Raw genomic sequence first — 23,967 nt, 5'->3', positions numbered from 1 at the left:
ACTTGGCGCCATGCCCACCATCGTCGTCGACGTGATGCCCAAGCCCGAGATCCTTGACCCGCAGGGCAAGGCCGTCTCCTCCGCCCTCCCCCGTATCGGGATCGAGGGCTTCGCGCAGGTCCGCCAGGGCAAGCGCTTCGAGCTGACCGTCGAGGGAGAGGTGACCGAGGAGGTGCTCGCCGCCGCCCGCAAGGCCGCCGAGACGCTGCTGAGCAACCCGGTCATCGAGGACGTCGTGTCCGTGGCCGTCGAGGAAGTCTGAGCATGACCGCCCGCATCGGCGTCGTCACGTTCCCCGGCACGCTCGACGACCGCGACGCCGCCCGCGCCGTGCGCCTCGCCGGTGCCGAGGCCGTCCCGCTGTGGCACGGCTCCGAGAGCCTCGAGGACGTCGACGCCGTGGTGCTGCCCGGCGGCTTCTCCTATGGCGACTACCTGCGTGCCGGCGCCATCGCGCGCTTCGCGCCCATCATGGACAAGGTCGTGGACGCCGCGAACGGCGGCATGCCGGTCCTGGGCATCTGCAACGGCTTCCAACTGCTCACCGAGGTGCATCTGCTGCCCGGCTCGATGATCAAGAACGACCACCTGCACTTCATCTGCCGCGACCAGACGCTCCGCGTGGAGAACGCCGAGACGAACTGGACCTCCGAGTACCGCGAGGGCGAGCAGATCGTCATCCCGCTCAAGAACCAGGACGGCCAGTACGTCGCCGACGACTACACGCTCGACCAGCTCGAGGGTGAGGGGCGCGTCGCCTTCCGATATGTGGGCTGGAACCCGAACGGCTCGCGCCGTGACATCGCGGGCATCACCAACGAGCGTGGCAACGTCGTCGGCCTCATGCCGCACCCCGAGCATGCGGTCGAGCCTGGCTTCGGCCCCGACTCCGTGGAGTCCGGGCGTGCGGGCACCGACGGCCTCGCGTTCTTCACCTCTGCCATCAAGGGTCTTCTGGCGCACGCGTAGCCGAGGTCGGTCCGCCTCGGTGGGCCGAGCCGGGCTGCCGCCGACCCGCTCCCGATCGTTCCTGGAGGAACCATGATCGTCGAATCCGTCGTGCTCCCGGTCAGGGCAGGCTTCGAGTCCTCGTTCGAGCGGGCCTTCCGTGCCGCCGAACCGCTGCTGGCGCGCCAGCCTGGCTACGCCACGCACACGTGCAGGCGTGGGGTCGAGGCCCCCTCCACCTACCTGCTCACGGTGAAGTGGGATGCGGGCGAGGGCGAGGAGTACGGCTTCGGCGACTCGACCGACTTCGAGGAGTGGAAGGCGCTGCTCCGCCCGTTCTACGAGTCCGTGCCCGAGGTGCTGCACTACGGCGAGGACGTGGCCGGGGACAGCGCGACGTGGGAGGACGAGCCCGCCGACGCCGACGACGCGGCGCTTGCGACGTTCTGGGAGCGCGCCCGCGCCGAGCTGACCGGGATGCCCGCCGAGGTGCCCGCAGCCTGGGCCTTCGGAGGCACCCGCGCGCACGCCGCAGGCCTGCTCGAGCTCGTGCTCGCAGGAACCAAGACCGGCACGTCGTCATCGCTGTGGGACTTCGAGGAGGACGACGACCCCCTGCCGCAGGAGGGCGAGGTCAACATCATCGTCGACGCCGACGGCGCACCCCAGGCGGTCATCCAGACGACGCAGGTCAGCGTCGTCCCGTTCGATCAGGTCGACGAGGTGCACGCCGAGTCCGAGGGTGAGGGCGACCGGTCGCTCGCGCACTGGCGCGCCGTGCACCAGTCGTTCTGGGAGGAGTTCTCCGAGCGGGGCTTCGCGCCCGACATGCCCGTGGTGTGCGAGCGGTTCAAGGTCGTCTACTCGGAGACCGCCGACCGCCCCTGAACGACCCGTCTCCGGACACTTTGAACCAATCCGAGCCGCGACACCCCGCTGAGCCGGCCCGAACGGTGCTGCCGCGCGGCGTGTCGCCGCGCGAGTGGTGCGAACTGTCGGGTGCGGGGCAGCCCGGGCGCGCGCGAGACGGCTCGGGCGCGGAGGCGCCGGCTCGAGTGGGCTTGGGCGCGGAGGTGCGGGCGAGCCGGCCCCGCCCCCATGTCCTGCCGCTAGCTGCTCAGGCGGTCCCTCAGCTCGGCGAGCGCGCCGAACGTGATGCGGTTGAAGTCGGCGCCCAGCTGGTTGGGGATCGTGACCAGCAGGGTGTCGGCTGACATCACCGCCTCGTCCTCCCGCAGCTCCTTCTCGAGCTTGTCCAGGTCGCCCACGTAGGTCTTGCCGAACGTGGAGACAGCGTTGTCGAGCTCTCCGATCTGGTCACGGTTGGCGCCCATGCGGTCGCGCTTGAGGTGCGGGCCGAAGTACATCTGCGTCGCGTCGTCCACGATCGGCATGATCGAGCGCGAGATGGAGACGCGCGGCTCGCCCGCGTGGCCGGCGTCGCGCCATGCGTCGCGGAACACCTGGATCTGACGCTGCTGCACCGTGCCGAGCGGCTCGCCCGTCGCCTCCGCCACGAGCGTGGAGGACATGAGGTGCATGCCCAGCTCGCCCACGCGGCGGGCGGACTCGTTTCCTCCCGCGCCGTACCAGATGCGCTCGCTCAGGCCAGGGCTCTGAGGGGTGATCGGGAGCCTCTCACCTGCGCGCACGTGGGCATGCGCGCCCGGCGCGGCGATCTGCGCGCCCGAGATCGCCTCGCGGAACTGCGCGATGCGCTCGGCGGCGTCCTCGGCGGGCGTCTTCCCCACCGGGAGCGGGTAGCCGAAGGTGCCGGGGCCGTCGGCCGCGGGCTCGGGTGAGCCGCGTGAGACGCCCAGCTGGAGCCTGCCTCCGGAGATCAGATCTGCGGTGCCGGCGGCCTCTGCCATGTAGAGGGGGTTCTCGTAGCGCATGTTGATCACGCCGGTGCCGAGCTCGACCTTGGACGTGCGCGCACCCATGGCAGCAAGGAGGGGGAACGGCGACGACGTGTTCTGCTCGTAGTGGTGGATGCGGATCCACGCGCCGTCCATGCCGGCGTCCTCGGCCGCCTCGGCCAGGCGGATCGTGTCGTCCATCAGCTCCTTGGCGGTGCGCACCCGTGAGCCGGGCGCGGCGGACCACCAGCCGAAGGACAGGAATCCGATGTTCCTCATCGCACCTCCAGATGCATGCACAGTCATGAAACGTCCGGGAGAGGAACGGCGCGGCGCTCTCCCACATTCCTGTCCGTCCGCCCCGCGACGGATAGTTTGGAACCATGATCACCATCCGCGAGGTCGCGCCTGATGACGCCGACGCCCTCGCACTCTGGACCGACCAGCAGCGCGAGCTCGCCGAGCGCTACGGAGAGCCCGACCTGGTGCTCGAGACGACGTTCCCCACCCTCATCGTGTCCCTCGTCGGCTACTCGGACGACGAGCCCGTCGCGAGCGCAGTCCTGCGATGGTCGCCGTACCACGAGGCGGGCGCCGTGGAGCTGAAGCGCCTCTACGTGAAGCCCGAGCATCGGGGGCATGGGCACTCCCGCGCGATCATGGGCGTCGCTGAGTCCCATGCGCGTCGGGCGGGCGCCACCCGCATCGTGCTCGAGACGGGCGACCAGCAGCCCGAGGCGCTCGCGCTGTACGAGCGGATCGGCTACGACCGCATCACGAACTACGGCGAGTGGAAGGACGAGGAGGGGACGTTCTGCTATGGCCGCGCCATCCCCACCCGGGTGCTGATCGTCAACGGCACGATCGGCGCGGGCAAGACCGCCGTGGCCTCGGGTGTCCTGGATGCGCTCGAGGACCGTGGCGCCCGCGCCGCCTTCCTCGACGCCGACGCGCTGTGCCAGACGGTGCCGGATGACCCGTCCGACCCGTACCACCAGGGCCTCATGTTCGCTGCCATCGACAGGATCGCGCCTCTGTACCGGCACCGCGGCTACGGGTGCGTCGTGGTGGCGCGCGTGGTCGAGGACGCTGACGACCGTGCGCGCTGGGCGAAGGCGTTCGGGGACGACGTGGGGGCACCCGAGGTGGTCGTCGCCCGGGTGACGGCTCCGCTCGAGGAGCGCCGCGCACGCATCGACGCCCGCGAGCCCGAGGGCAGGTGGCGCGACTGGGCGCACGCCCGCACCATCGAGCTCGACGACTCCCTCGACGGGCTGGCGCTCGACGACGTCGTGGTGGAGAACGCGGGCCGGAGCGCCCGCGAGACGGCCGAGGAGCTGCTCGCAGAGATCGGCTGGTAGCCGCGACATCGGGCCCGCTCGCGGGACTCGGCTCGGCGACGCGGGTGCGTCAAGGCATCGCTCGACCGACGGGGGCGCGAGAGGTCAGACGGCTGGCACGCGATCCAGCAGCGCGCGATGCCAGTCCTGCTCGTGCGCGTGGATCCATGCGGCATCGCGGCGCCAGACGGTGCCGATCCCACGCTCCCACAGCTCGACCCACGGCGACTGCCCCGTGCGGAGCATCGCTTCGAGGTAGTCGTACATCCTCGCCGAACGCTGCGCGAGGAGCGGCACGAGCGCTTCGCGGTCGGCCTCGTCGAGTCCGTAGCCGTCGGCGATCCCGCGCAGGCGGGAGATGCTGCCGCGAAGGTCCGAGTCGGCGCTGTAGAGCGGTGCGAAGGAGTGGGCGACCTGGGCAAGATCCCACAGCCTGGTGCCTGGCGCGGCGGCATCCCAGTCGATCGCGGCGAGCGAGCCGTCCTCCTTGACCACGATGTTCGACGGCGACAGGTCCTGGTGCACGATCAGGTCGTGGCCTGGCGACGGGATCCCCTCGAACCAGCGCGCGCCGACGGGCGGTCGGAAGCTGGCGAGGGCGTCGTGCATGTCCCGCACGAACCTGCCGATGCGGGCCGCGTCGAGAGCGGCGGCCGGTGCGCGGGGGTCGTCGACGCGAGTGCCCGGCACGAACTCCACGAGATGCCTGCCCTGGTCGTCCCAGCCGAATGACCGTGGCGCGCCCGTGAACCCGACGCTCTCCAGGTGGGTGAGCAGCGCGTGCAGCGCCCCTGAGTACGGGTCGGGGGCATGGTCGCTGATCTGGGAGCGGCGGATCTCATCGGCAGCGTCCGGCGGTGTGGACGAGGACCTCTCGGTCGCCGTAGCGATGGGCGAGGTGGCGGGCTTCGTGGCGGCTGGGGCTCTCGAGGGCGTGTCGCTGGGCAGAGGGGCGGATGTGAGCAGGCTCGCACGATGCCGGCGTGGCAGGAACGCGCGCGCGGCGTCGAGGCCCGGCCGCACCGGCAGGGGGCGCGCTGGCGTAGGCCGATCGGGCCCGGGGCGCACGTGCTCGGGACGGGCTGGTGCGGGGTGCGCAGGCGCGGAGGTGTGGGATGCCGGGGCCCGGCGCTGCAGTGCAGCGGGCTCAGGGGCCGGGGCGGCTGCGGGTGTGTGCGCCGGCGCCGGCGCCGGTCTTGCAGCCGGTGCCGGCGCAGACGCTGTCGGGATCTGCTCGGTGAGCGGCTCGGGACGGCGCTTCGCGGCAGCTCCGGAGGCAGGTGTGAGCGCTGGTGCGGGGGCGGGAGGCGTCGGCGTGGGGGCAGCGGTGGGAGTCGCCTGCGGCGCCGCGGCCGACGTAGGGGCTGGCTCCGGCGTCGCCCTGGGGGTCGGCGTGGGGGTGGGCGTGGGCTTCTCGCCTCGCGACCCCTGCAGGTAGGCGAGCGCGGAGTCGACGCGCGGGGTGTCGCGCCGCGGTTCGGGCTGTCCGTAGGGGGTGGGCAGCGGGGCCTTCGGCGGTCGCGCGTGTCCTGCGGCTCGGCTCGCGGAATCGGGTCGCCACGCCCAGCCGGGTGGCCATGTCGGCTCGACGATCCTGGGTGCGGGGCGAGGCGTGCGCGCGCCGGCGAGCCTTCCCACCGCCCATTCGAGGCCTTCGAGGCTGTCCGCGAGACGTGCCTCGGCGTCGTCGTGGCCGGCGGCGTGGACGACGACGCGCCCGTTCCAGCCGGAGTCGACGAGCGCGTGGGTGACCCACCTGTCGCGGCTGCCTGCGCCGAAGGGGAGCATGAGGCGTCCGGAGAGCTCTGCGCCCGCGTCCATGCCGGACAGGACGATGGCGACGAGCGAGTCGCCGAGCTCCTCGATCACCTGGTCCAGGTCTGCGGTGTGGTGCTGGGCGTGCTGGAGCTGGAGTCCGATGCCGACGTTCTTGAGCCCGCGGCGTTCGAGTGCGGCGACGATGTCGAGCATCGTCTGCGGCTCGCCTGCCCATCCGCCGTGGTTGACGAGGACGAGGCACAGGCCGTGCCCGTGGGCGAGCCTGGCGAGTCCGACGAGGTGGTCTGCGGCGCGCTCGACCTCGACGCGGTGGGTGCGTGCGGGGAGCGGTGCTGGAGCTCCTGGGGGAGCGAACGAGAGCGGCACCCAGAGGTCGGGGGACATCCCACGTCGGGTGACGGTGTCCATGAGCGCGCGCAGGTGGTGGGGGACGACGCCGAAGCGCTCCTCGTAGCCCGGCTCGCCGATGTCGGGCAGAGGGTGGGAGACCCAGACGCCGTCGAGGGTGACCCCTTCGCGGCGCAGCGCCTCGAGCGCGCTGACGCGAGCGCCGGGGTCCTCGCTGAAGCGGTCCCAGATCACGCGGTGGAGTCCGAGGCGGCGCAGCATCGTCGCATGCGAGGTGGTGTCGCGGTCGATCGCGTCGAAGCGCAGGTGGGTGGCGGCGATCTGGTCCCGCACGGCCCATGCGGGCACATCGTGCCGTTCCGGGGGCACGCGCGAGGGGAGTGTCACCGTGCACCCTCCTCAGCCAGGGTCTGTGGCGGCGCAAGCCGCATCTTCCAGGGTCGATGCCCTTGTCGTGTGTAGTGAATCCTCTCAGTCGGAGAGGCAGAACTCCAGGGCGGCCTTCGCGTGGATCTCGAGCGAGTCGAAGTAGGGGACGTCGACGTCGTCGGCCGTGAGCACCATGGGGATCTCGGTGCAGCCGGCGATGACGCCCTGGGCGCCGCGCTCGAGCAGCCGCGTCGTGGCGTCCTTGATGAGCGTGCGCCCCTCGTCCTCGACGATGCCGTGGGTGAGCTTGGTGTAGATGAGCTGGTGGACCTCTTCGAGCTGCGGCTCCTCGGGGACCAGGACGGTCACGCCGTTCGCAGCCATGCGCTCGCGATAGAACGGCATGCGCATGGTGAAGCCGGTGCCGAGCAGTGCGACGGTGTCGAGTGCCTGCGCCTTGATGGCCTTGGCGGTCTCGTCGATCATGTGGATCACGGGGACGTCCACCGCGGCCTGCACCGAGGCGGCGGCGACGTGCATGGTGTTGGCGCAGATGAGGATCGCCTCGGCGCCTCCCTCGACGAGCCACCTCGCGTCTTGGGCGAAGGTGCGTGCGAGGCCCACCCAGTCGCCGGTGTGCTGGGACTGGCCGACGTCTCCGAAGTCGTAGTGGCGCAGCACCAGGTCTGCGGTGCGGCCGGGGATGGCGTCAGCGACGCCTTCGTGGAGCAATCGTTCGTAGACGAGCGTGGAGTGCCAGGTGATTCCGCCGAGGAGGCCGAGCCGTCGGGGTGAGGTGCGCATGGTCAGAGCCTAGGCCCCTGGGGGTCGCGGCGGCGAGGATGACTCTCGCACTGTTGAGAATCGCGCCTCAGCGGCTGGGTTCAGCCGTCAGAGGACAGAGGTGAACCTTCCAGTACCCTGGAAGCATGAGAATCGGTGATCTTGCCGCGCAGGCAGGCGTCACGGCCAAGACCGTGCGCTATTACGAGTCCATCGGACTGATGGAGGAGGCGCCGCGCCACGCCAACGGCTACCGCGACTACGGGGACGAGGCCCTGGCGCAGCTGCGGTTCATCCGTGACTCCCAGGCCGCAGGGCTCTCGCTTGCGGAGACGAGCGAGATCCTCGCGATGAAGCGCGCAGGCGAGTCCACGTGTCAGCACACCACGGAGCTGCTCACCCGGCGACTCGACGACATCGACCGGCAGATCGAGAGCCTCCTCGCGGCCAAGCAGGAGCTGCTCGTGATGCGGTCGCGCGCCGAGAGCCTCGACCCCGTCGCGTGCACCGATCCGGCGCGATGCCAGGTGATCGAGGCGGGCCGAGCCGACTCGTCCGCGCACGCTCACCATGGCGCTGACGCTCACCGCGGCGTTGGTGCCCACTCCGGTCCGGCGCTGCTCGGCTCGACGATCCCAGTGAGGGCCGACGCATGAGGTTCAGGCCGATCGCCGGGCTGAGGAAGCGTTCGTCTGAGGGGGATGGTGCCGAGCCGGAGGTCGTCACAGAGCCCGAGGTGTCCGAAGGGGACGTTCAGCTGCGCATCGGTGGGATGACATGTGCGGGCTGCGCCACGACCATCCGCGATGGCCTGCTTCAGCTGCCCGGAGTGGCCTCCGCGGGCGTCAGTCCCGTGACGCGTCGTGCGGTGCTCCGGCCCGACGGGACCATGCCCGCCGAGGACCTGGAGATGCTCGCCGGTGCGGCGATCACCGGGCTCGGGTATCACGTGGTGGAGCGGGACGCTCCCGCGACTTGACCTTCCACCGCACTGGAAGGTCTACTCTCGTGCTCAGCAGGCGCCACCAGGGCGCCCTGAGACCCAGGAGGACACCATGACCGCCACCCCCGCCATCGACATCACCGTCCACGGCATGACCTGCGAAGGCTGCGCCGGCAAGGTCCGCAAGGCGCTCACCGCGACCGACGGCGTCTCCGGCGCGGAGATCGACGTCGCCACCGGCAACGTCAAGGTCCTCACCGACGGCACCGTGCCCGCCGACGACCTCGAGTTCGCGATCGACGAGGCCGTGACCGGCGCGGGCTACACCGTCGCCTGACCCGCGAGCCCGGCCGGGCGACGACTCGCGCCGGCCGCGCTCCCACCACACCTCTCCTACGCTCACGGAGCCATCGATGACCGCCACGTCTGACACCGCACCCGACACCGGGGCCGCCCCGCCCGTCACCCTGCCCGTCGAGGGCATGACGTGCTCGTCGTGCGCGGCGACCATCCAGGGCGGACTCTCGCGCCTGGACGGCGTGGCCGACGCGACGGTCAACTTCGCGACCCGTCGCGCGACCGTACGCACGGACGGGACGATCGACCCTGAGGCGCTCGCGGAGATGATGCGGTCCACGATCGCCGAGCTCGGCTACCAGGTGCCGGCCTCCTCTGGCAGCGAGGGACCGACTCTTGAGGAGGAGCACGAGGCGCACGCCGCCGCCGACGCGGCGCGCATCGCCGACTACCGCCGCCGCTTCACCCTGGCCGCGATCCTCACGGCGCCGCTCATGGTGATCTCGATGATCCCCGCGCTCCACTTCCCCGGATGGGAGTGGGTCGCCTTCGCGCTCGCGACGCCGGTGATCGGCTGGTCCGCGTGGCCGTTCCACCGGGCCACGATCGGTGCCGCCCGGCACCGATCCACCACGATGGACACCCTGGTCACGCTCGGCACCGTCGCTGCGTGGACATGGTCGACGGTCGTGCTGCTCGCACACGCGGGCAGTGCGCTCGCGGACGCCCACGTCTACTTCGAGACGGGCGCGGTGATCGTCACGCTGATCCTGCTGGGCAAGTGGATGGAGGTCCGCTCGTCGGCGCGCGCGGGCGACGCCATCCGCGCGTTGAGCAGCCGTCAGTCCTCGACAGCCCGGCTGGAGGACGGCACCGTGATCGACCGCGCTGACCTTCAGGTGGGCATGCGCTTCGTGACCAGGCCCGGTGAGATCGTCGCGACCGACGGAGTCGTGGTCGACGGTGAGGCCGCCGTGGACGCGAGCCTCGTCACCGGCGAGTCGGTTCCGGTGCGCGCGCACGTGGGGTCCGAGGTGGTGGGCGGCACTGTCGCGACTGACGGCGCCCTCACGGTGGAGGCGGTCCGCGTGGGGTCGGAGACCATGCTCGCCCAGATCGCCCGCATGGTGGACGAGGCGCAGACCGGCCGTGCGAAGGTGCAGCGCCTCGCCGACCGAGTGGCCCGCATCTTCGTGCCCGCGGTCATCGCGCTCAGCATCGTCACGCTCGGGCTCTGGCTCGTCACGGGGCATTCGGCGGCCCAGGCGTTCACCGCCGCCGTGGCCGTCCTCATCATCAGCTGCCCGTGCGCGCTCGGACTCGCCACGCCGCTCGCGATCATGGTCGGCACCGGCCGAGGCGCCCAGTTGGGCGTGCTCGTCAAGGGTCCCGAGGCGCTCGAGGACACCCGCGAGGTGACCACGATCGTGCTCGACAAGACCGGCACTGTGACCGAGGGGCGCATGACTCTAGTCGCCAGCGAGACGCCTGGCCTCACGCCGGAGCAGGCCGATGTCCTGCTCGATTCCGCCGCCTCGGTGGAGGCACGCTCGGAGCACCCGATCGCTCAGGCGATCGCTGCCGCCCGGCCCGCCCGAGTCCCGGTCAAGGGCTTCCGTGCGATCCCCGGCTCCGGCGTGGTCGCCACCGTCAAGGGCGCGGGCGCAGACGGCGCCAACGCCGAGGTTCACGTGGGATCGCGTCGCCTGTTCGACGAGGTCCCCGAGGTTCTCGAGCAGGCCGCTCACGCGGCTGAGGGCGAGGGGCGCACGGCCGTGCTGGTCGGCCGCTCCCCGGTCGCCGCAGGTGGTCTCGGCATGGGTGGACTCGCCGTCCGCACGCCGCTCGTGGCGGAGGCCTTGCTCGTGGTCAGCGACGCGGTGAAGCCCACCTCGGCGGAGGCCGTGCGGGCTTTCCGCGAGCTCGGTCTCGATGTGGTCCTGCTCACCGGCGACAACTCACGCGCGGCGCAGGCGGTCGCGGACGAGGTCGGCATCTCGCGCGTCATCGCCGAGGTGCTTCCGGGCGACAAGGCCGACGTGGTGCGCACCCTCCAGGCGGAGGGCGCCCGCGTCGCGATGGTCGGCGACGGCATCAACGATGCCCCCGCGCTCGCGCAGGCCGACCTCGGCCTCGCGGTGGGCACCGGCACCGACGTGGCGCGTGAGGCCTCCGACCTCACCATCGTCTCGGGCGACCTGAGGGCGGCGGCCGACGCCATCGCACTGTCGCGCAGGACGCTCGGCACCATCCGCGGCAACCTCTTCTGGGCGTTCGCGTACAACAGCGCCGCGATTCCTCTCGCCGCCTTCGGCATCCTCGACCCGATGATCGCCGCCGCAGCGATGGGTGCGTCGAGCCTGTTCGTCGTTGGGAACTCGCTGCGACTTCGGCGCTTCGCCGGCTACCGTTCGCCAGCGGGCCGCTGACCGGCGGGCGGCGTCTCCGGATCGGGAGGCGTCGCGCCGCCAGGGCCCCCAGCCATCGCGGGCGGCTGCGCGGCCGCTGCGGCCTCGACCTCGGCGCGCAGATCCTTCTTCGCGAACCTGAGCTCCTGGACCGCCTGAACGTAACGCGCGGAACCCACGCCGTCGTCGTGCGCGGTGATGAGGGTGTCGAGCTGAGCGCGCTGCAGGCGAGCGAAGGCGAGCGCTGCCGTCGGGCCGAACCTGTCGGTCATGATCCTGCGGTTGCGTCGTCGCACACGCCTCGTCACGAGGCCGTCGAAGTCATCCGGGCTGACGTGCTCGTCGGGGACGAGGTCGCGGGCGTCGGCACGGAGCGCGCGCCGTTCGCGCATGTGGACCCACCGCAGCGTCGCGAGCCCCAGCAGGAGCACGGGGATGCCCTTCAGGATGGCCGACGGCACCACGCCCAGCTGCAGCAGCGGCGAGTTGAAGAACCCGTGGAGCAGCATCGCCGCGCCTAGTGCGAAGGCGAGCACGAGCGACCTGGTCCTGAGGTCGCGGGTCGAGCCGAAGAAGTAGCCGATCGCGGCGCCGGTGATCGCGGCGTATGTCGCATGCGACCACAGGCCCGTGACGAAGCCGCGGAGGATGAACGTCTGGAGCACGAGCTGCGGGTCGGCGCCCTGGGCTGACCACTGCGTCGAGTACAGGAAGTTCTCGGTGACTTGGAAGCCGAGGCCCACCATGACGCCGAAGAACAGGCCGTCCGAGGCGGAACGCATGCGGGCGCCGGGGATCAGCGCGAGCGCGAGCACGACGAGCAGCTTGAGCGGCTCCTCGACGAGCGGAGCGGCGATGGCGGAGTCCCAGTCGGACGCCGATCCACGCAACGACACCAGGATTCCGTGCAGGGCGGGCGACGCGACCATCGCGATGCCGGGCACCAGCACCAGCCCACTCACGAAAGCCACCGCAGTCGTGCGCAGCGACCGACGCTCGAACATCTCGAACCTGTAGATCAGCAGCGCGCCGACGATCCCGTATGCCGACCACAGGGTGAAGGCCAGCAGCCCGGGTCCCGGAGCCTCGGTCAGCGACCTGAACACCGCGGGCAGGAGCCGGACAGCGCCGATGAGGAAGAGCGCCGCGCCCACCCACATCACGGGCGACCGGACATCGATGGCCGACGCGGTGCGCGGGGCGATCACGGCGCACCGCCCGGCTGGATCCGCATCGACTCGACGAGCTCCTGCGCGGAGCCGAACGCTGTCTCGAGCGATGCCGCGGGCGCGTTCATGACGACCCGCACGTGCCAACCCTCGTGCTCGACGATCCACAGCAGCTGCGCGTCGGTCGGGTTCTGCGCGGCGAGCAGGACCGCCCGGTCGCCCGCGCGCGTGGTGAAGTACTGAGGCTCGCTGACCACCCACTGGCCGCCTTCATCGGACGCGAGCTGCTCCTGCGTGGGCGCCACCGCCTCCTCAAGCGTCCCGTCCGACGGGAGCGCCGGGGCCACGATGATCGTCGCGCCGGCCTGGGTGAAGACCTGGAACGTCTCGGAGTCGGGGTCGTACGCCCACCCCTCGGGCGGGACGACGCTGATGCCGCTGGACGAGGTCACCCTCGACGCGTCGATCGCGGGCCCGCGGAGCGCGGCGTCGAGCGCAGGGATCCCCACCAGGTAGACCAGGGCGATCAGGCCGACGATGACCGCCCCCGCCACGCCGTTCCTGCCGACCAAGCGGATCGCCAAGGGGATCCGGCCGGTGGGGCCGGTCTCGGCGAGGAACATGGGTCACACTCCTCGCGTTCGAAGCCGGCCTGGGTCGGAAACTTGGAGCCAGCGTAACCCCGCGGAGGTGCCGCGACTGTCAGCCGGTCGCGGCCGTCGGCATGTGTTCCCGAAGCCCCTGCTGTGCGTCATAGAGACGCTGCCACGCCGCGCGCGCCTCGACTGACTCCATGCCATCGTCGAGTGCGGAGACCAGAAGGTCGAGCTGGGCGCGCTGCACTCCCGTGAGCGCTCGCGCGGCCTTGCGCCCATGCTCCTTCTTCATCGCCTTGACGGCCTGCTTGCGGGCCTTGCGCGTCCTCAGCGACTCGAAGTCCGCGGGGCTCACCAGCTCATCAGGAACCACGTCGCGGGCACCCGCCTCGAGGGCCTTGCGCTGCTTGCCGCGCACGATCCGCACGATGATGAGCGCGAGGATGATGACGGGGATGCTCTTGATGGCCGTGGACGGCAGCGGGTTGTCGAACTCGAGCAGCGGCGAGTCGAAGAAGATATGCAGCACGATCGCGAGGAGGAGCGTGCCGAGCATCACGGCCCACCGTTTGATCGCGCTCGCCGTCGAGCCGAAGAAGTAGCCCACGCCGGCTCCCGCGATCGCCGAGTAGGTGGGATGCGAGGCGAGCCCGCCGACGAACCCTCGCAGGAACAGGTAGAGGACGATGGTGGAGAAGCTGGTGCCTGACACCTCCCACTGGGTGGAGTACAGGAACGACTCGACCACCTCGAAGCCGAGTCCGATGATCGCGCCGTAGAACAGGCCGTCGGCCGCTGAGCGGATGCGCGCCCCGGGGATCAGCGCGAGCGCGACCAGGCCCAGCATCTTGAGAGGCTCCTCGACCGCTCCGGCTCCGATTGCGGTCGCCCAGCCGTTGTCGGCGCCGACCAGGTCGGCGGCGATGGAGTGAGCGGCCGGTGCAGCGACCGTGCCGATGCCGGTGGCGATGAAGCCTCCCCAGACGAACGCCATCGCGATCGAGAGAGCGGGCCGTCGCTCGAAGGCGGCGAAGCGCTGGATGAGCGCGAGGACGGCGGCGGCGTACCCGGACCAGAGGAGCAGCGCGAAGGCGCCTGGCACGGGCGCACTCAGCAAGGAGATGGCCACGTGCGATCCTGCCTGCACTATCCCGTAGATCAGCAGGCCGACGCCTACCCAGAAGACGAGCGAGCGGGGATCGAAAGCGCTCCGTGTGCGGGGCGCGACGAAGGCGGCTGGCGTGCTCACTCGGTCACCTCCAGGACGACGGCGGTCTGCACGAGAGCGTCGGCCGCCTCGTAGGTCTCGGAGAAGGTCGAGTCGGGCCCGGTGAGCAGGAACGTGGCCTGGCCGCCGTCATGCTCGATGATCCAGGTGGCCGATGCCTCGGTGTCGGAGTGACCGGAGACGACCATGCCGCTGTCGCCTGCGTCGGTCGTGAAGGTCTGAGGGTCGGTGACCAGATAGCTCGACTGCTCGAGCGCATCGGTGCTGACCTGAAGCGCCTCCTCAACGCTCTGGTCAGAGCCGACCGCGGGCACGAGCACCAGCGTCGCGCCTGCCCGGGTGAAGGTGTAGAAGATCCCGCTGCTGTCGTCGTACTCCCAGCCCTCGGCGACCGTGACCTGGAGCCCAGGCGCGGCCTCGAACGGCTCGTCGGCGGGATACCCGCCTCCGTGCATCGTGGTCGCGAGTGCAGGCAGTCCGAGGATCAGGCCCAGCGACAGGGCGAGCACGAGCAGTGCGCCGGGCCACGACGGGGCCGGGACGAGGCGCTCCGCGAGGGAGCGAGCGGGTGGCGCGGTGGAGCCGTCTGGGGCGGCTGCATTGTCTCCCATGACTGGGAACGTAGTGGAGGTGCGAGGGCCCCGCAAGAGCAGGGGGTTCAGCCGCGCGCGCTGCGCCTCACCTGGGTCACGACGATCTGCGCGAGCTCGTAGAGCCCGGCCAGATCGTGCCGGCCCTCGGACAGCTCCAGATCCGAGGCCTCGCCCACGACGCAACGGTCGCCGCGACGGATGAAGAAGCGGACCCGACCCATCTCGGGGTAGGAGAGGTCCTCGGGCAGCGGCAGCATCTCGTCGACCCACGCGCCCGCCTCGGAGACGAAGCTCCGCGCCGCGCGCTCGACCCCTTCGTGGCTGCCCGCACCGACGATGCCGCCCCCGGTGCTCATGAGCAGCGACGTGGTGCCGTCCCACCCGCAGATGAGGGTGATCGCCACGTCGGGGAACGCGATGTCCATCCCCGCGAGCCACGCCTCGGCGTCCGCAGGCGCGCCGTAGTCGGCGGCAGGGGCCGTGAGGGCGCGCTCGCGGACATGGAGGGTCGTCTCCGAAGCCTTGCTCAACGCTCCTCCTCGTCTTGTGCGGTGGTGGGGTCAGACTGCTGCGAGCGCCTGCTCCAGATCCGCGCGCAGGTCCTCGACGTCCTCCAGCCCGATGCTGAGGCGCACCGTCGCGGCGGACATCCCCACCTTCGCACGTCCCTCAGGGCCCAGCTTGCGATGCGTGGTCGTGGCGGGGTGTGTGGCGATCGATTTGGCGTCGCCCAGGTTGTTCGAGATGTCGATGACCTTGAGCGCGTCCATGAAGCGGAAGGCGGCGGCCTTCGCCTCGTCCCCGTGCGGGTCCACGCCCTCGGGGAAGGCGATGTCGATCGTGACGAGCGTCCCGCCGAGCGTCATCTGCCGCGCCGCCAGCTCGTGCTGGGGGTGCGACGGCAGAAGCGGGTAGCGGGCGACCGCGACCTTGGGGTGCGCCTCGAGCCAGCCAGCGAGCTCCAGGGCCGACGCGGACTGGGCCTTCACACGGATCGGGAGGGTCTCAAGGGACTTGCCGAGCACCCAGGCGTTGAACGGCGAGATGGTCGCGCCGATGTTGCGCACCATCTGGCGCACCTTGTCCACGTACTCGGCGCCTCCGAGCACAGCACCTCCGAGCACGCGACCCTGGCCATCGATGTGCTTCGTGGCCGAGTACACGACAGCGTCGGCGCCGAGCTCGAGCGGCTTCTGGCCGATCGGGGTCGCGAACACGTTGTCCACGATCAGCAGGGCGCCCGCCTTCTTGGCCAGGGCCGCCACGTGTGGGATGTCGACGACGTCCTGCATGGGGTTGGTGGGCGACTCGAGGTAGATCGCGTCGGCCGGGGTGGCCAGCGCGCGCTCCCAGTCGGCAGGGTCCGTGGCGTCCACGTAGTCGACGGCGATGTCCCAGCCCGTGAAGTACTCGTCGAACACGTTGATCGACGAGCCGAACAACGCGCGGGAGGCGACAAGGCGCGAGCCTGACTTGAGGATCGACGCCATGGAGACGAAGACCGCCGCCATGCCCGTCGCGGTCGCGAAGCAGTCCTCGGCGCCCTCGATCGCGGCGAGCCGCTCCTCGAACATCGTCACCGTCGGGTTGGCGTACCGCGAGTACTGGTAGCGCTGGATCTCGCCGGCGAACGCCGCCTCCGCCTCCGCGGCCGTCGGGTAGATGTACCCCTGGGTGAGGAAGATCGGCTCCGCCATCTCGTCGAACGGGGTGCGGTGCTGTCCTGCGCGCACGGCGAGGGTGTCGGGTCGGAACGCGGGGACGTCGTCGGCGGTCATGGGGTCAGCGTACCGAGGGGCGGGTCGCTGCACCTTTCCCATGCCTGCGCCCCACATGAAGGAGCCCCCGGCCCAAGCGGGCCGGGGGCTCCTCTTCGTTCAGGGGAGGCGATGCGGGCTCCCCTTGAGGGTGTGGGACGGTGCTGGTCAGACCACCGTCGCCGTGTACGTGCGGCCCGACGTGGACACCGCGGTCGCGACGCCGTCGCCCACGGTGACCTTCACGGTGTCGACCTCGCCGGAGGCCGACTCGAGCACCACGGTGCGCTCGCCGTCGGGTCCCGGGTAGACGTGCAGCTCGACCTCCTCCAGGAAGTCGTAGTCCGGACGGTCGGTGCGGGTGCCGCGCGGGATCACGGCGCCCTCGCGGACGTACAGCGGCATCGACTCGAAGCCGTGGGTCTCAGCGACCCAGCGTCCGCCCTGCACCTTCTCGCCCGTGAGCAGCGACGTCCACGTGCCCTCAGGCAGGTAGAACATGACCTCGCCAGACTCGGAGAACACCGGCGCGACGAGCAGGTCGTCGCCCAGCATGTACTGCCGGTCCAGGTGCTGCGTGGCCGGGTCTCCCGGGAACGCCATGAACATGGGGCGCATCATGGGCAGGCCCGACTCGGCCGTCTGCGCCGACGTGCGGAACAGGTACGGCATGAGCGACAGCTTGAGCTTGGTGAACGTGCGGGCCACGTCCACCGCCTCGTCGTCGAAGGCCCACGGCACGCGGTAGCTCGACGAGCCGTGCAGACGCGAGTGCGAGGACATGAGCCCGAACGCGAGCCAGCGCTTGAACACACCCGCGTCGGGGGTGCCCTCGAAGCCGCCGATGTCGTGGCTCCAGTAGCCGAAGCCCGACGACAGCAGCGAGAGGCCGCCGCGCAGCGACTCCGCCATCGACACGTAGGACGACGAGTTGTCGCCGCCCCAGTGCACCGGCATCGTCTGACCGCCAGCGGTCGCGGAGCGGGCGAACAGGACTGCCTCGCCCTCGCCCTTCTCCTCCTTGAGCACCTCGAACACGGCCTCGTTGTACAGCTGCGTGTAGAGGTTGTGCATGGTCATCGGGTCGGTGCCGTCGTGCCAGACCACGTCGGTGGGGATGCGCTCACCGAAGTCGGTCTTGATGGCGTCGACTCCCTGGCGCACGAGGGTGCGGACGAACTCCTGGAACCAGGCCGTCGCCTCGGGGTTCGTGAAGTCCACGAGCGCCATGCCGGCCTGCCACTGGTCCCACTGCCAGACGGTGCCGTCGGCCCGCTTGACCAGGTAGCCGCCCTCGACGCCCTCGCGGAACATCTTGCCGCGCTGCGCGATGTACGGGTTGATCCAGGCCGAGACGTGCAGGCCCTTGTCCTCGTGCATGCGCTTGAGCATCAGGTCGGGGTCGGGGAAGACCCGCTCGTCCCAGACGCCGTCGGTCCAGTTGAACTCGCGCATCCAGAAGCAGTCGTAGTGGAAGACGGACAGCGGGATGTCCCGCTCCGCCATGCCATCCACGAAGGAGTTCACGGTCTCCTCGTCGTACTCGGTCGTGAACGACGTGGTGAGCCACAGGCCGAACGACCAGGCCGGCACGCGCGGCGGGCGGCCCGACAACTCGGTGTAGCGGCGGATCACGTCAGCCGGCGTCGGCCCCGCGATCACGAAGTACTCGAGCGACTCGCCCGCGGTGGAGAACTGGACGCGCTCCACGGCCTCCGAGCCGACCTCGAAGCTCACGTGCTCCGGGTGGTTGACGAGCACGCCATAGCCCTTGGAGGACAGGTAGAACGGGATGTTCTTGTACGCCTGCTCCGAGCTGGTGCCGCCATCGGCGTTCCACATGTCCACGGTCTGGCCGTTCTTCACGAACGTGCCGAAGCGCTCGCCCAGACCGTAGATCGTCTCCGCGACGTCAAGGTCGAGCTGCTCGTGCACGTACGTCGAGTGCGGAGCCATGCCGTCAGGGCTGTAGCCCACGAGGCCTGCGGGCTCCGCGGTGACCGTCGACTCCTTGCCCAGCTCGATGTAGCCGAGCGACTTGTGACCCGAACCGGTGACGCGCTTCCCGTCGACCTCGAAGTCGAGCTTCCAGGGTGCGCCCTTGCTCACGCGGGCAGTGATCGCGCCCGAGGTCAGCGTGCCGCCCTCGTCGTCCACGACCACCTCGCCGATCTCGCCCTGCGAGCCCGGGAGCGCGAAGCCCCGGTGAGGGTGACCGCCCTGGTGGTGGTCGATCCGCACCTTGACGATCCCCTCGAGCGGGGAGGACAGGGTGACGGTGAGCATCGGCAGGTTGAGCGTGTCGCCACGGCCCACGATGCGCTTGGTCGGTGCGTAGGCCGTGAGGACGGAGCCCTCCGCCCACACGTCGTACGCCTCCTGGCCGTAGTGGGCGGTGACGCCGGGACGGCGCATCCAGAACCCGTCGGTGAACTTCACTTGACTGCTCCTGCCGTGATGCCGCGCGTGAGGGTGCGCTGGAAGATGAGGAAGAAGATGATCGTGGGGATGATGCTGATGAGCGTGCCCGCGATCAGGGTGGTGGTGTCCGTCTGGCGCTCACCGTTGAGCTGCTCGAGCAGCAGCGGCACGGTCAGCGAGTCCGACGTGTTGAGGAACGCCAGCGGAAGCAGGAACTCGTTCCACGTCCAGATGAAGAAGAACACCATGAGGACCGACAGCGTCGGCCTGATGATCGGGACGATCACTGAGCGGAGGATCTTGGCCCGGCTCGCGCCGTCCACCGCTGCCGCCTCGAGGATCTCCTTGGGGAACGTGCCCAGGAGGCTCGAGAGCAGATAGGTGCCGAACGCCGCCTGGATCACCGTGAACGTGATGATCACGGACCAGGGGTTGGACAGCAGGCCCAGGTCGTCGTAGAGGCGGAACAGCGGGTCGAACAGCATCTCCTGCGGGATCAGGTTCGCCATCAGGAAGGCGAGCACGATCCAGGTGCGACCCTTCACGCGACCGATGCCGATCGCGAACGAGTTGAGCACCGACAGGATCACGGCGAGCACCGCGACCATCGTCGAGATGAAGATCGAGTTCCACAGCGCACGCGGGAAGTTCTGCGTCTCCCAGAACGTCTGGAGGCCTGTGAAGTCGAGCGCCTCGGGGAAGTCCAGCGGGCTCGAGTTCGCGTAGTCGGCGGGCGACTTGAACGCGTTGAGCAGCAGCAGCAGCATCGGGAAGACGATGAGCAGCGCGCCCAGCGTCGCGAGCACCATCAGGACCCACTCGGCGGGGGTGCGGGGCCGCGACTTGTTCTTGTTCGCGGGCGTGGGGTCAGTGGCCTTGCTGGCCGACGTCGTCATGGTCGACATGGCGTCACGCCTCCTTGCTCTCGACGCGGTTCTGCACGCGGATGAAGATGACCGCGACCACGAAGACGACGATGGTGATGGACGACGCGATCGCAGCCGCGTAGCCCTTGTCGGTGCCGTTGATGAACTCGTTGTACGCGTAGAACGACGGCACGTAGGTGGACTTGTTCGGACCACCGGCGGTCAGGATGAAGACGGGCGCGAAGACCTTCAGCGCGGCGATCGTGGTGGTCAGCGACACCACGAACACCTCGGGCTGGATCATCGGCAGGGTGATCGCGCGGAAGCGCTCGAACCAGTTGGCGCCGTCCAGCTCCGCGGCCTCGTACAGCTGCGGCTCGACGCGACCGAGCGCCGCCATGAAGATCACGACCGGGTAGCCGATCTGGATCCAGATCATCAGCACCATGACGGAGGCCATCGCGGTCCCGTAGGAGCCTCCCAGCCAGTTGACCGTCACCTCGTTGCCGGTGATGGCGGACAGGAACTGGTTGAGCACGCCCGACTCGTTCGGGCGGAGGATCCAGCTGAACATCACACCGGCCACGGCGATCGGGAGGATCTGCGGCAGGTAGTAGGTGGCGCGCAGGAAGCTGGACAGCTTGCCGCTGAAGCGCCTGCCGACCACGTCGAAGAGCAGCGCCGAGATGACCAGGCCGAGCAGCGTCGGCACGATCACCATGGCGATGATCACCAGGAAGATGTTCTGGAACGACTGGATGAACTCCTGGTCGCCGAACAGGGCGATCCAGTTGTCGAGGCCCGCGAACTGCTCCTCCGCACGGCCGCCCCTCCAGTGGAAGAAGCTCAGGCGCAGGTTCCGCACGAGCGGATAGAAGATGATGAGGCCCACGGCGATGGCGCCGGGGATGAAGTAGAGCCAGTAGCCGAGCTTGCCGCCGCCGCGCTCAGGGATGCGAGCGGGCTCGATCCGGCGCTTGCTGCGGCGCTTCTCGCGCACGAGGGGGAGGGAGGAAGACATGGGAGGTCCGTCTCTGGCGGGGCCCGGGCCGGTCGACCCGGACCCCGCCGTCACAAGGGGTGGTTATCGGACGTTGGAGACGTAGTCCTCGTAGTACGTCTCGAGCTGGGTCGCGGCGGACGACGCGTCGTAGTCGCCGTTCACGAGGCCCTGCATGACCGAGTTGAGGTCGCCGTAGAAGTCGGGCGTCGGCCAGTCGGGGTAGAAGGACAGGCCGTCACGGTCGTTGACCTCGTTGAAGATCCCGATGAGGGCCTGCGCGTCGGCGTCGGCGATGTCGTCAGTGTTCGCCGCGACCGGCAGACCGCCGGACTCGCCGAGCAGCGCCTGGACCTCGGGACGCATCGTGATGTCGATGAAGACCTTCGCCAGCTCAGGCTGCTCCGACTCGACCGGGATGACCCACATGTTTCCGCCCGAACCGGGGGTGAGGGTGGTGTCCGGCCAGTTGGTGATGCCGAAGTCGAAGCCGGTGATGTCGGACAGCATGCGTCCGTACCACCACGAGCCCGAGTAGAACATCGGGACCTCGCCGTTGATGAACTGCAGGCCGGCGTCCTCAGCGGTCATACCGGTGACCTCGGAGGAGATGTAGCCGTTGTCGAGCCAGTCCACGAGGGTCTCGTTCGCGTAGGAGACCTCGGGGCCGGTCCAGTCCACGGGGTTCTCGTACAGCTGGTAGTCGTTGACCCACTGACGGTCGGCCTGGCTCAGCGCGAGCTGGTACCAGAGCTGACCCATCGGGTACTCCTGGGCGGAAGTGGTCAGCGGTGTGATGCCGGCGTCGGAGAACGCGGCCATGGCGGCCTCGAGCTCGTCGAGCGTGGTGGGCACCTCGATGCCCTGCTCCGCGAACATGTCCTCGTTGTAGTAAAGGAACACGAACTCGCCGTAGTTCGGGACGCCGTAGAAGGAGCCGGAGCCCATCACGCCGTTCTCGTCGTACATGGCGATGGTGTCGATGCCCTCGCCCAGCAGGTCGGCCCAGCCGTACTCGGCGTAGGCGTCGTCCATGTTCTGGATGACGCCGATCGCGGCGAGCTGGCCGGCGGTGGCGTTGCCCTTGTTGTACTCGGAGACGTCAGGGGCGTCCGACGAGTCGAAGAGCTGCTCGGCCGAGGCGTTGAGGTCCTCGAACGCCGTGGTCTGCAGGTCGACGGTCGCGCCGGTCTCCTCCTCGAAGATCTCGATGGCGCGGTTCCAGGCGATTCCCATCGCCGAGTCCTCGCCCTCGTAGTGCATGACGGTGAGGGTCTCGCCGCTGTAGTCGGCCGAGCCGTCTGCGTTGGTGGCTGCCGGCTCGGAGTCTCCTCCGGACGAGCAGGCGGTGAGGGCCAGCGCGCCGATGGCGAGCACGGCGGCCGCTGCTCCAGTGCGGTGCTTCATCTCTCTCCTACTTCCTTGTAGTCGGTCCCGGGGGTCCCGGGCGATCTGCGTGGCATCGCTGTCGAAGCGCTTCGACGATGCCGACGAGCCAGCACGGTTGAGATCTCTCATGCCGAGTGCTGGGCCGTCTTCTCGGCCCTGGGCGCGGGGGCGCGCACGGAGCCGAAGTCCTGGTATTCGGGGGCGATCAGGACGGTGCGCGCTTCGCGCATCCCCCTGTCGATGGCGGCGACCAGAAGGTCCACCGCGGCGGCGCACGACGCGTGAGCGTCGAGCGGGATCCTGTCGAGCGGAACGCTGAGGCGATGCGTGGGGTAGGCGGCGCCTGCAGCGATGACGGACATGTCGTGCGGCACGGTGATGCCGTGCGCGAAGAGGGCCGGAAGGGCGCTGTTCGCCACATCCGAGCTGGTGTTCAGGACGAGCGCGGTCATGTCCGGCAGCGTCCTGAGAAGCTCATCCACGGGGCCGACGGCCGAGTGGTTGCCGTCCGGGTACGCGACGGCGTGCGCGATGCCGCGTGCGCGGCAGTGCTCCTCGAACGCGGCGAGGAAGCGCAGCGGGAAGTTCGACTCGCGCTCGATCGTGATGCGCGGGTGGGAGATCATGCCGATCGACGAGTGCCCGGCCTCGATCAGGCGGTCCACCGCGAGGCGCGCGGCGGCCTCGAAGTCGAGGTCCACGCACATGAGGCCCTCGGACTGCTCGGGGATGCCGACGAACACGACCGGGTAGTCCATGGTGCGGGCCAGGTCGGCGCGCGGGTCGTGCGCGTCGACGTCGAGGACGACCACGCCGTCGGCCAGCGCTGTGGCTGCGGAGCGACGCATGCCCTCCATCGGGTCATCGTGGACCAGCAGCAGGGTGTCGTAGTCGAGGCTGCGCGCCTCCTTGGTGACCTCCATCGCGAACTGCATGTGCACCGAGTGGTCGGTGTCGGCGTGCAGCGGCGCGGTCACCGCGAGGATCTGCGAGCGGTTGGCGGCGAGCATTCGAGCGCTTGCGCGGGGGTGGTAGTCGAGTTCGGCGGCGGCCTTGAGGACCCGCTGGCGGGTGGTCTGCGAGATGGAGCGCTTGCCGCTCAGCGCGTACGAGACGGTGCTGATGGAGACGCCCGCGGCCTTCGCCACGTCATCCACAGTTGCCATCTCAGACTCCGTCGTCTCGTTAGTCGAAGCGCTTCGATGCGCGTCGTGTTCACGACATTAGGTTGCTCGCGGAAACATTGCAACTCGAAGGTGGGGATGTTGCGTTTTCGTGACCTTCGGTGTCACCGAAGCGTCTGCCGGCGTCTGCGAGAGACGCCGCGGCTGAGCACGGAGGTGCTGGGAGAAGCGACGAGGGCGGCACCCGGAGTGGATGCCGCCCTCGCGTGAGAGTCGAAGAGGAGCCGTGTCAGCTCTGGCGCCAGGGAAGGCCCTCGGCCTTCCAGCCGGCCACCTGGCCGCGGTGGCCCGAGTCGTCGGGTCCACCCTCGAACCCGCCGACGATGTTGTAGGCCGGGCCCAGGCCGGCCGCGGTCGCCTCGATCGCCGCGCCGATGGACCGCTGCCCGGAACGGCACAGGAACACGACGGGACGTTCGGCGTCGGCGGTGATCCCGGCATCCTGGAGCTGCTGCACAAAGGCGTCGTTCCGTGCGCCGCCCGGCCACGTGGACCACTCGATGAAGATCGGTCCGGAGCCCGCGGGAGCCGTATCGGGGACGCCCACCCACTGCCACTCGGCGGAGGTGCGCACATCGACCAGGACCGCGCCGTCCTCGATCATCTCCCACGCCTGCTGCGGCGTGATGTCCCCTGCATAGTCGGCCATGATCAGCACTCCCTTGTGTGGCTCCGTCACGCCCAGTCTAG

General features: G+C 69.8%; 23 protein-coding genes. 8 read left to right on the top strand and 15 right to left on the bottom strand.

The genetic code is table 11. The annotated features are described in order from the left end of the window. Positions 1 to 10: 10 nt before the first annotated feature. The 3 genes from purS (at position 11) to QQX04_RS14640 (ending at position 1,836) form a co-directional block, all read left to right on the top strand. Entirely contained in the window at positions 11 to 262 is a 252-nt protein-coding gene (purS, locus tag QQX04_RS04420; RefSeq protein ID WP_084125284.1) for a phosphoribosylformylglycinamidine synthase subunit PurS, read from the top strand. 2 nt (positions 263 to 264) lie between these two features. Then, a complete protein-coding gene (gene purQ, locus QQX04_RS04415) occupies positions 265 to 969 on the top strand; it encodes a phosphoribosylformylglycinamidine synthase subunit PurQ (protein ID WP_301126627.1) in 705 nt (234 codons plus the stop codon). A 72-nt stretch (positions 970 to 1,041) separates the two neighbouring features. Beyond that, positions 1,042 to 1,836 (top strand): ASCH domain-containing protein, encoded by a 795-nt coding sequence (locus tag QQX04_RS14640; protein ID WP_367312933.1) that lies wholly within the window; start codon positions 1,042 to 1,044, stop codon positions 1,834 to 1,836. 221 nt (positions 1,837 to 2,057) lie between these two features. On the opposite strand, the gene QQX04_RS04405 is transcribed toward QQX04_RS14640, so the two are convergent. Continuing rightward, positions 2,058 to 3,086, bottom strand: coding sequence for an LLM class flavin-dependent oxidoreductase (locus QQX04_RS04405; protein WP_301126625.1), 1,029 nt, complete (start codon positions 3,084 to 3,086; stop codon positions 2,058 to 2,060). Between the two features lie 104 nt (positions 3,087 to 3,190). Between QQX04_RS04405 and QQX04_RS04400 the strand changes: the two genes are divergently transcribed. After that, positions 3,191 to 4,168, top strand: a complete 978-nt coding sequence (locus QQX04_RS04400) for a GNAT family N-acetyltransferase (RefSeq protein WP_301126624.1) — start codon at positions 3,191 to 3,193, stop codon at positions 4,166 to 4,168. 84 nt (positions 4,169 to 4,252) lie between these two features. Here QQX04_RS04400 and QQX04_RS04395 read toward each other — a convergent pair whose 3' ends face one another. Continuing rightward, positions 4,253 to 6,661 carry a phosphotransferase gene (locus tag QQX04_RS04395; RefSeq protein ID WP_301126622.1) on the bottom strand — a complete coding sequence of 803 codons (2,409 nt, stop codon included), beginning with the start codon at positions 6,659 to 6,661 and terminating at the stop codon, positions 4,253 to 4,255. Between the two features lie 84 nt (positions 6,662 to 6,745). Then, positions 6,746 to 7,447, bottom strand: a complete 702-nt coding sequence (locus tag QQX04_RS04390) for an aspartate/glutamate racemase family protein (RefSeq protein WP_301126621.1) — start codon at positions 7,445 to 7,447, stop codon at positions 6,746 to 6,748. A 125-nt stretch (positions 7,448 to 7,572) separates the two neighbouring features. On the opposite strand from QQX04_RS04390, the gene QQX04_RS04385 reads away from it, so the two are divergent. The 4 genes from QQX04_RS04385 (at position 7,573) to QQX04_RS04370 (ending at position 11,095) form a co-directional block, all read left to right on the top strand. Further along, on the top strand, positions 7,573 to 8,082 hold the full coding sequence (locus QQX04_RS04385; protein ID WP_301126619.1) for a MerR family transcriptional regulator: 510 nt from the start codon (positions 7,573 to 7,575) through the stop codon (positions 8,080 to 8,082). Further along, positions 8,079 to 8,405: a heavy-metal-associated domain-containing protein gene (locus QQX04_RS04380; RefSeq protein ID WP_301126618.1), complete on the top strand. Its 327-nt coding sequence runs from the start codon at positions 8,079 to 8,081 to the stop codon at positions 8,403 to 8,405. The genes QQX04_RS04385 and QQX04_RS04380 overlap by 4 nt, the downstream gene beginning before the upstream one ends. Before the next feature lie 76 nt (positions 8,406 to 8,481). Next, positions 8,482 to 8,706 (top strand): heavy-metal-associated domain-containing protein, encoded by a 225-nt coding sequence (locus QQX04_RS04375; RefSeq protein ID WP_301126616.1) that lies wholly within the window; start codon positions 8,482 to 8,484, stop codon positions 8,704 to 8,706. Positions 8,707 to 8,782: 76 nt separating this feature from the next. Beyond that, positions 8,783 to 11,095, top strand: a complete 2,313-nt coding sequence (locus tag QQX04_RS04370; RefSeq protein WP_301126615.1) for a heavy metal translocating P-type ATPase — start codon at positions 8,783 to 8,785, stop codon at positions 11,093 to 11,095. Here the strand turns inward: QQX04_RS04370 and QQX04_RS04365 are convergent. The 12 genes from QQX04_RS04365 to QQX04_RS04310 all read right to left on the bottom strand — a co-directional run bounded on the left by QQX04_RS04365 (position 11,071) and on the right by QQX04_RS04310 (position 23,956). After that, a complete protein-coding gene (locus QQX04_RS04365) occupies positions 11,071 to 12,282 on the bottom strand; it encodes a PrsW family intramembrane metalloprotease (RefSeq protein ID WP_301126613.1) in 1,212 nt (403 codons plus the stop codon). The genes QQX04_RS04370 and QQX04_RS04365 overlap by 25 nt on opposite strands. Further along, a complete protein-coding gene (locus QQX04_RS04360) occupies positions 12,279 to 12,866 on the bottom strand; it encodes a hypothetical protein (RefSeq protein WP_301126611.1) in 588 nt (195 codons plus the stop codon). The genes QQX04_RS04365 and QQX04_RS04360 overlap by 4 nt, the downstream gene beginning before the upstream one ends. A gap of 79 nt (positions 12,867 to 12,945) precedes the next feature. Then, positions 12,946 to 14,088, bottom strand: coding sequence for a PrsW family intramembrane metalloprotease (locus QQX04_RS04355; protein ID WP_301126608.1), 1,143 nt, complete (start codon positions 14,086 to 14,088; stop codon positions 12,946 to 12,948). Further along, a complete protein-coding gene (locus tag QQX04_RS04350) occupies positions 14,085 to 14,678 on the bottom strand; it encodes a hypothetical protein (protein ID WP_301126606.1) in 594 nt (197 codons plus the stop codon). Before QQX04_RS04350 ends, QQX04_RS04355 begins: the two co-directional genes overlap by 4 nt. A 47-nt stretch (positions 14,679 to 14,725) precedes the next feature. Further along, positions 14,726 to 15,190 (bottom strand): hypothetical protein, encoded by a 465-nt coding sequence (locus tag QQX04_RS04345; RefSeq protein WP_301126604.1) that lies wholly within the window; start codon positions 15,188 to 15,190, stop codon positions 14,726 to 14,728. Positions 15,191 to 15,220: 30 nt separating this feature from the next. Continuing rightward, complete coding sequence (gene metZ, locus QQX04_RS04340; RefSeq protein ID WP_301126602.1) at positions 15,221 to 16,438, bottom strand: O-succinylhomoserine sulfhydrylase; 1,218 nt, start codon at positions 16,436 to 16,438, stop codon at positions 15,221 to 15,223. A 147-nt stretch (positions 16,439 to 16,585) separates the two neighbouring features. Next, entirely contained in the window at positions 16,586 to 18,856 is a 2,271-nt protein-coding gene (gene yicI, locus QQX04_RS04335) for an alpha-xylosidase (protein ID WP_301126600.1), read from the bottom strand. Next, the gene (locus QQX04_RS04330; protein ID WP_301126599.1) at positions 18,853 to 19,743 is read right to left on the bottom strand and encodes a carbohydrate ABC transporter permease; all 891 of its coding nucleotides are present in this window, start codon (positions 19,741 to 19,743) and stop codon (positions 18,853 to 18,855) included. The genes yicI and QQX04_RS04330 overlap by 4 nt, the downstream gene beginning before the upstream one ends. 4 nt (positions 19,744 to 19,747) lie before the next feature. Then, positions 19,748 to 20,725: a carbohydrate ABC transporter permease gene (locus QQX04_RS04325; protein WP_301126597.1), complete on the bottom strand. Its 978-nt coding sequence runs from the start codon at positions 20,723 to 20,725 to the stop codon at positions 19,748 to 19,750. A gap of 63 nt (positions 20,726 to 20,788) precedes the next feature. After that, on the bottom strand, positions 20,789 to 22,111 hold the full coding sequence (locus QQX04_RS04320; protein WP_301126595.1) for an ABC transporter substrate-binding protein: 1,323 nt from the start codon (positions 22,109 to 22,111) through the stop codon (positions 20,789 to 20,791). A gap of 107 nt (positions 22,112 to 22,218) precedes the next feature. Continuing rightward, positions 22,219 to 23,259 (bottom strand): LacI family DNA-binding transcriptional regulator, encoded by a 1,041-nt coding sequence (locus QQX04_RS04315; protein WP_301126594.1) that lies wholly within the window; start codon positions 23,257 to 23,259, stop codon positions 22,219 to 22,221. A 247-nt stretch (positions 23,260 to 23,506) separates the two neighbouring features. Then, positions 23,507 to 23,956 carry a rhodanese-like domain-containing protein gene (locus tag QQX04_RS04310; RefSeq protein WP_367312932.1) on the bottom strand — a complete coding sequence of 150 codons (450 nt, stop codon included), beginning with the start codon at positions 23,954 to 23,956 and terminating at the stop codon, positions 23,507 to 23,509. Between the last annotated feature and the right edge of the window lie 11 nt (positions 23,957 to 23,967).

Origin of the sequence: Demequina zhanjiangensis (genome assembly GCF_030418315.1) — a bacterium.
Taxonomy (GTDB): domain Bacteria; phylum Actinomycetota; class Actinomycetes; order Actinomycetales; family Demequinaceae; genus Demequina; species Demequina zhanjiangensis.
This window is presented reverse-complemented; position numbering and strand designations above follow the sequence as displayed.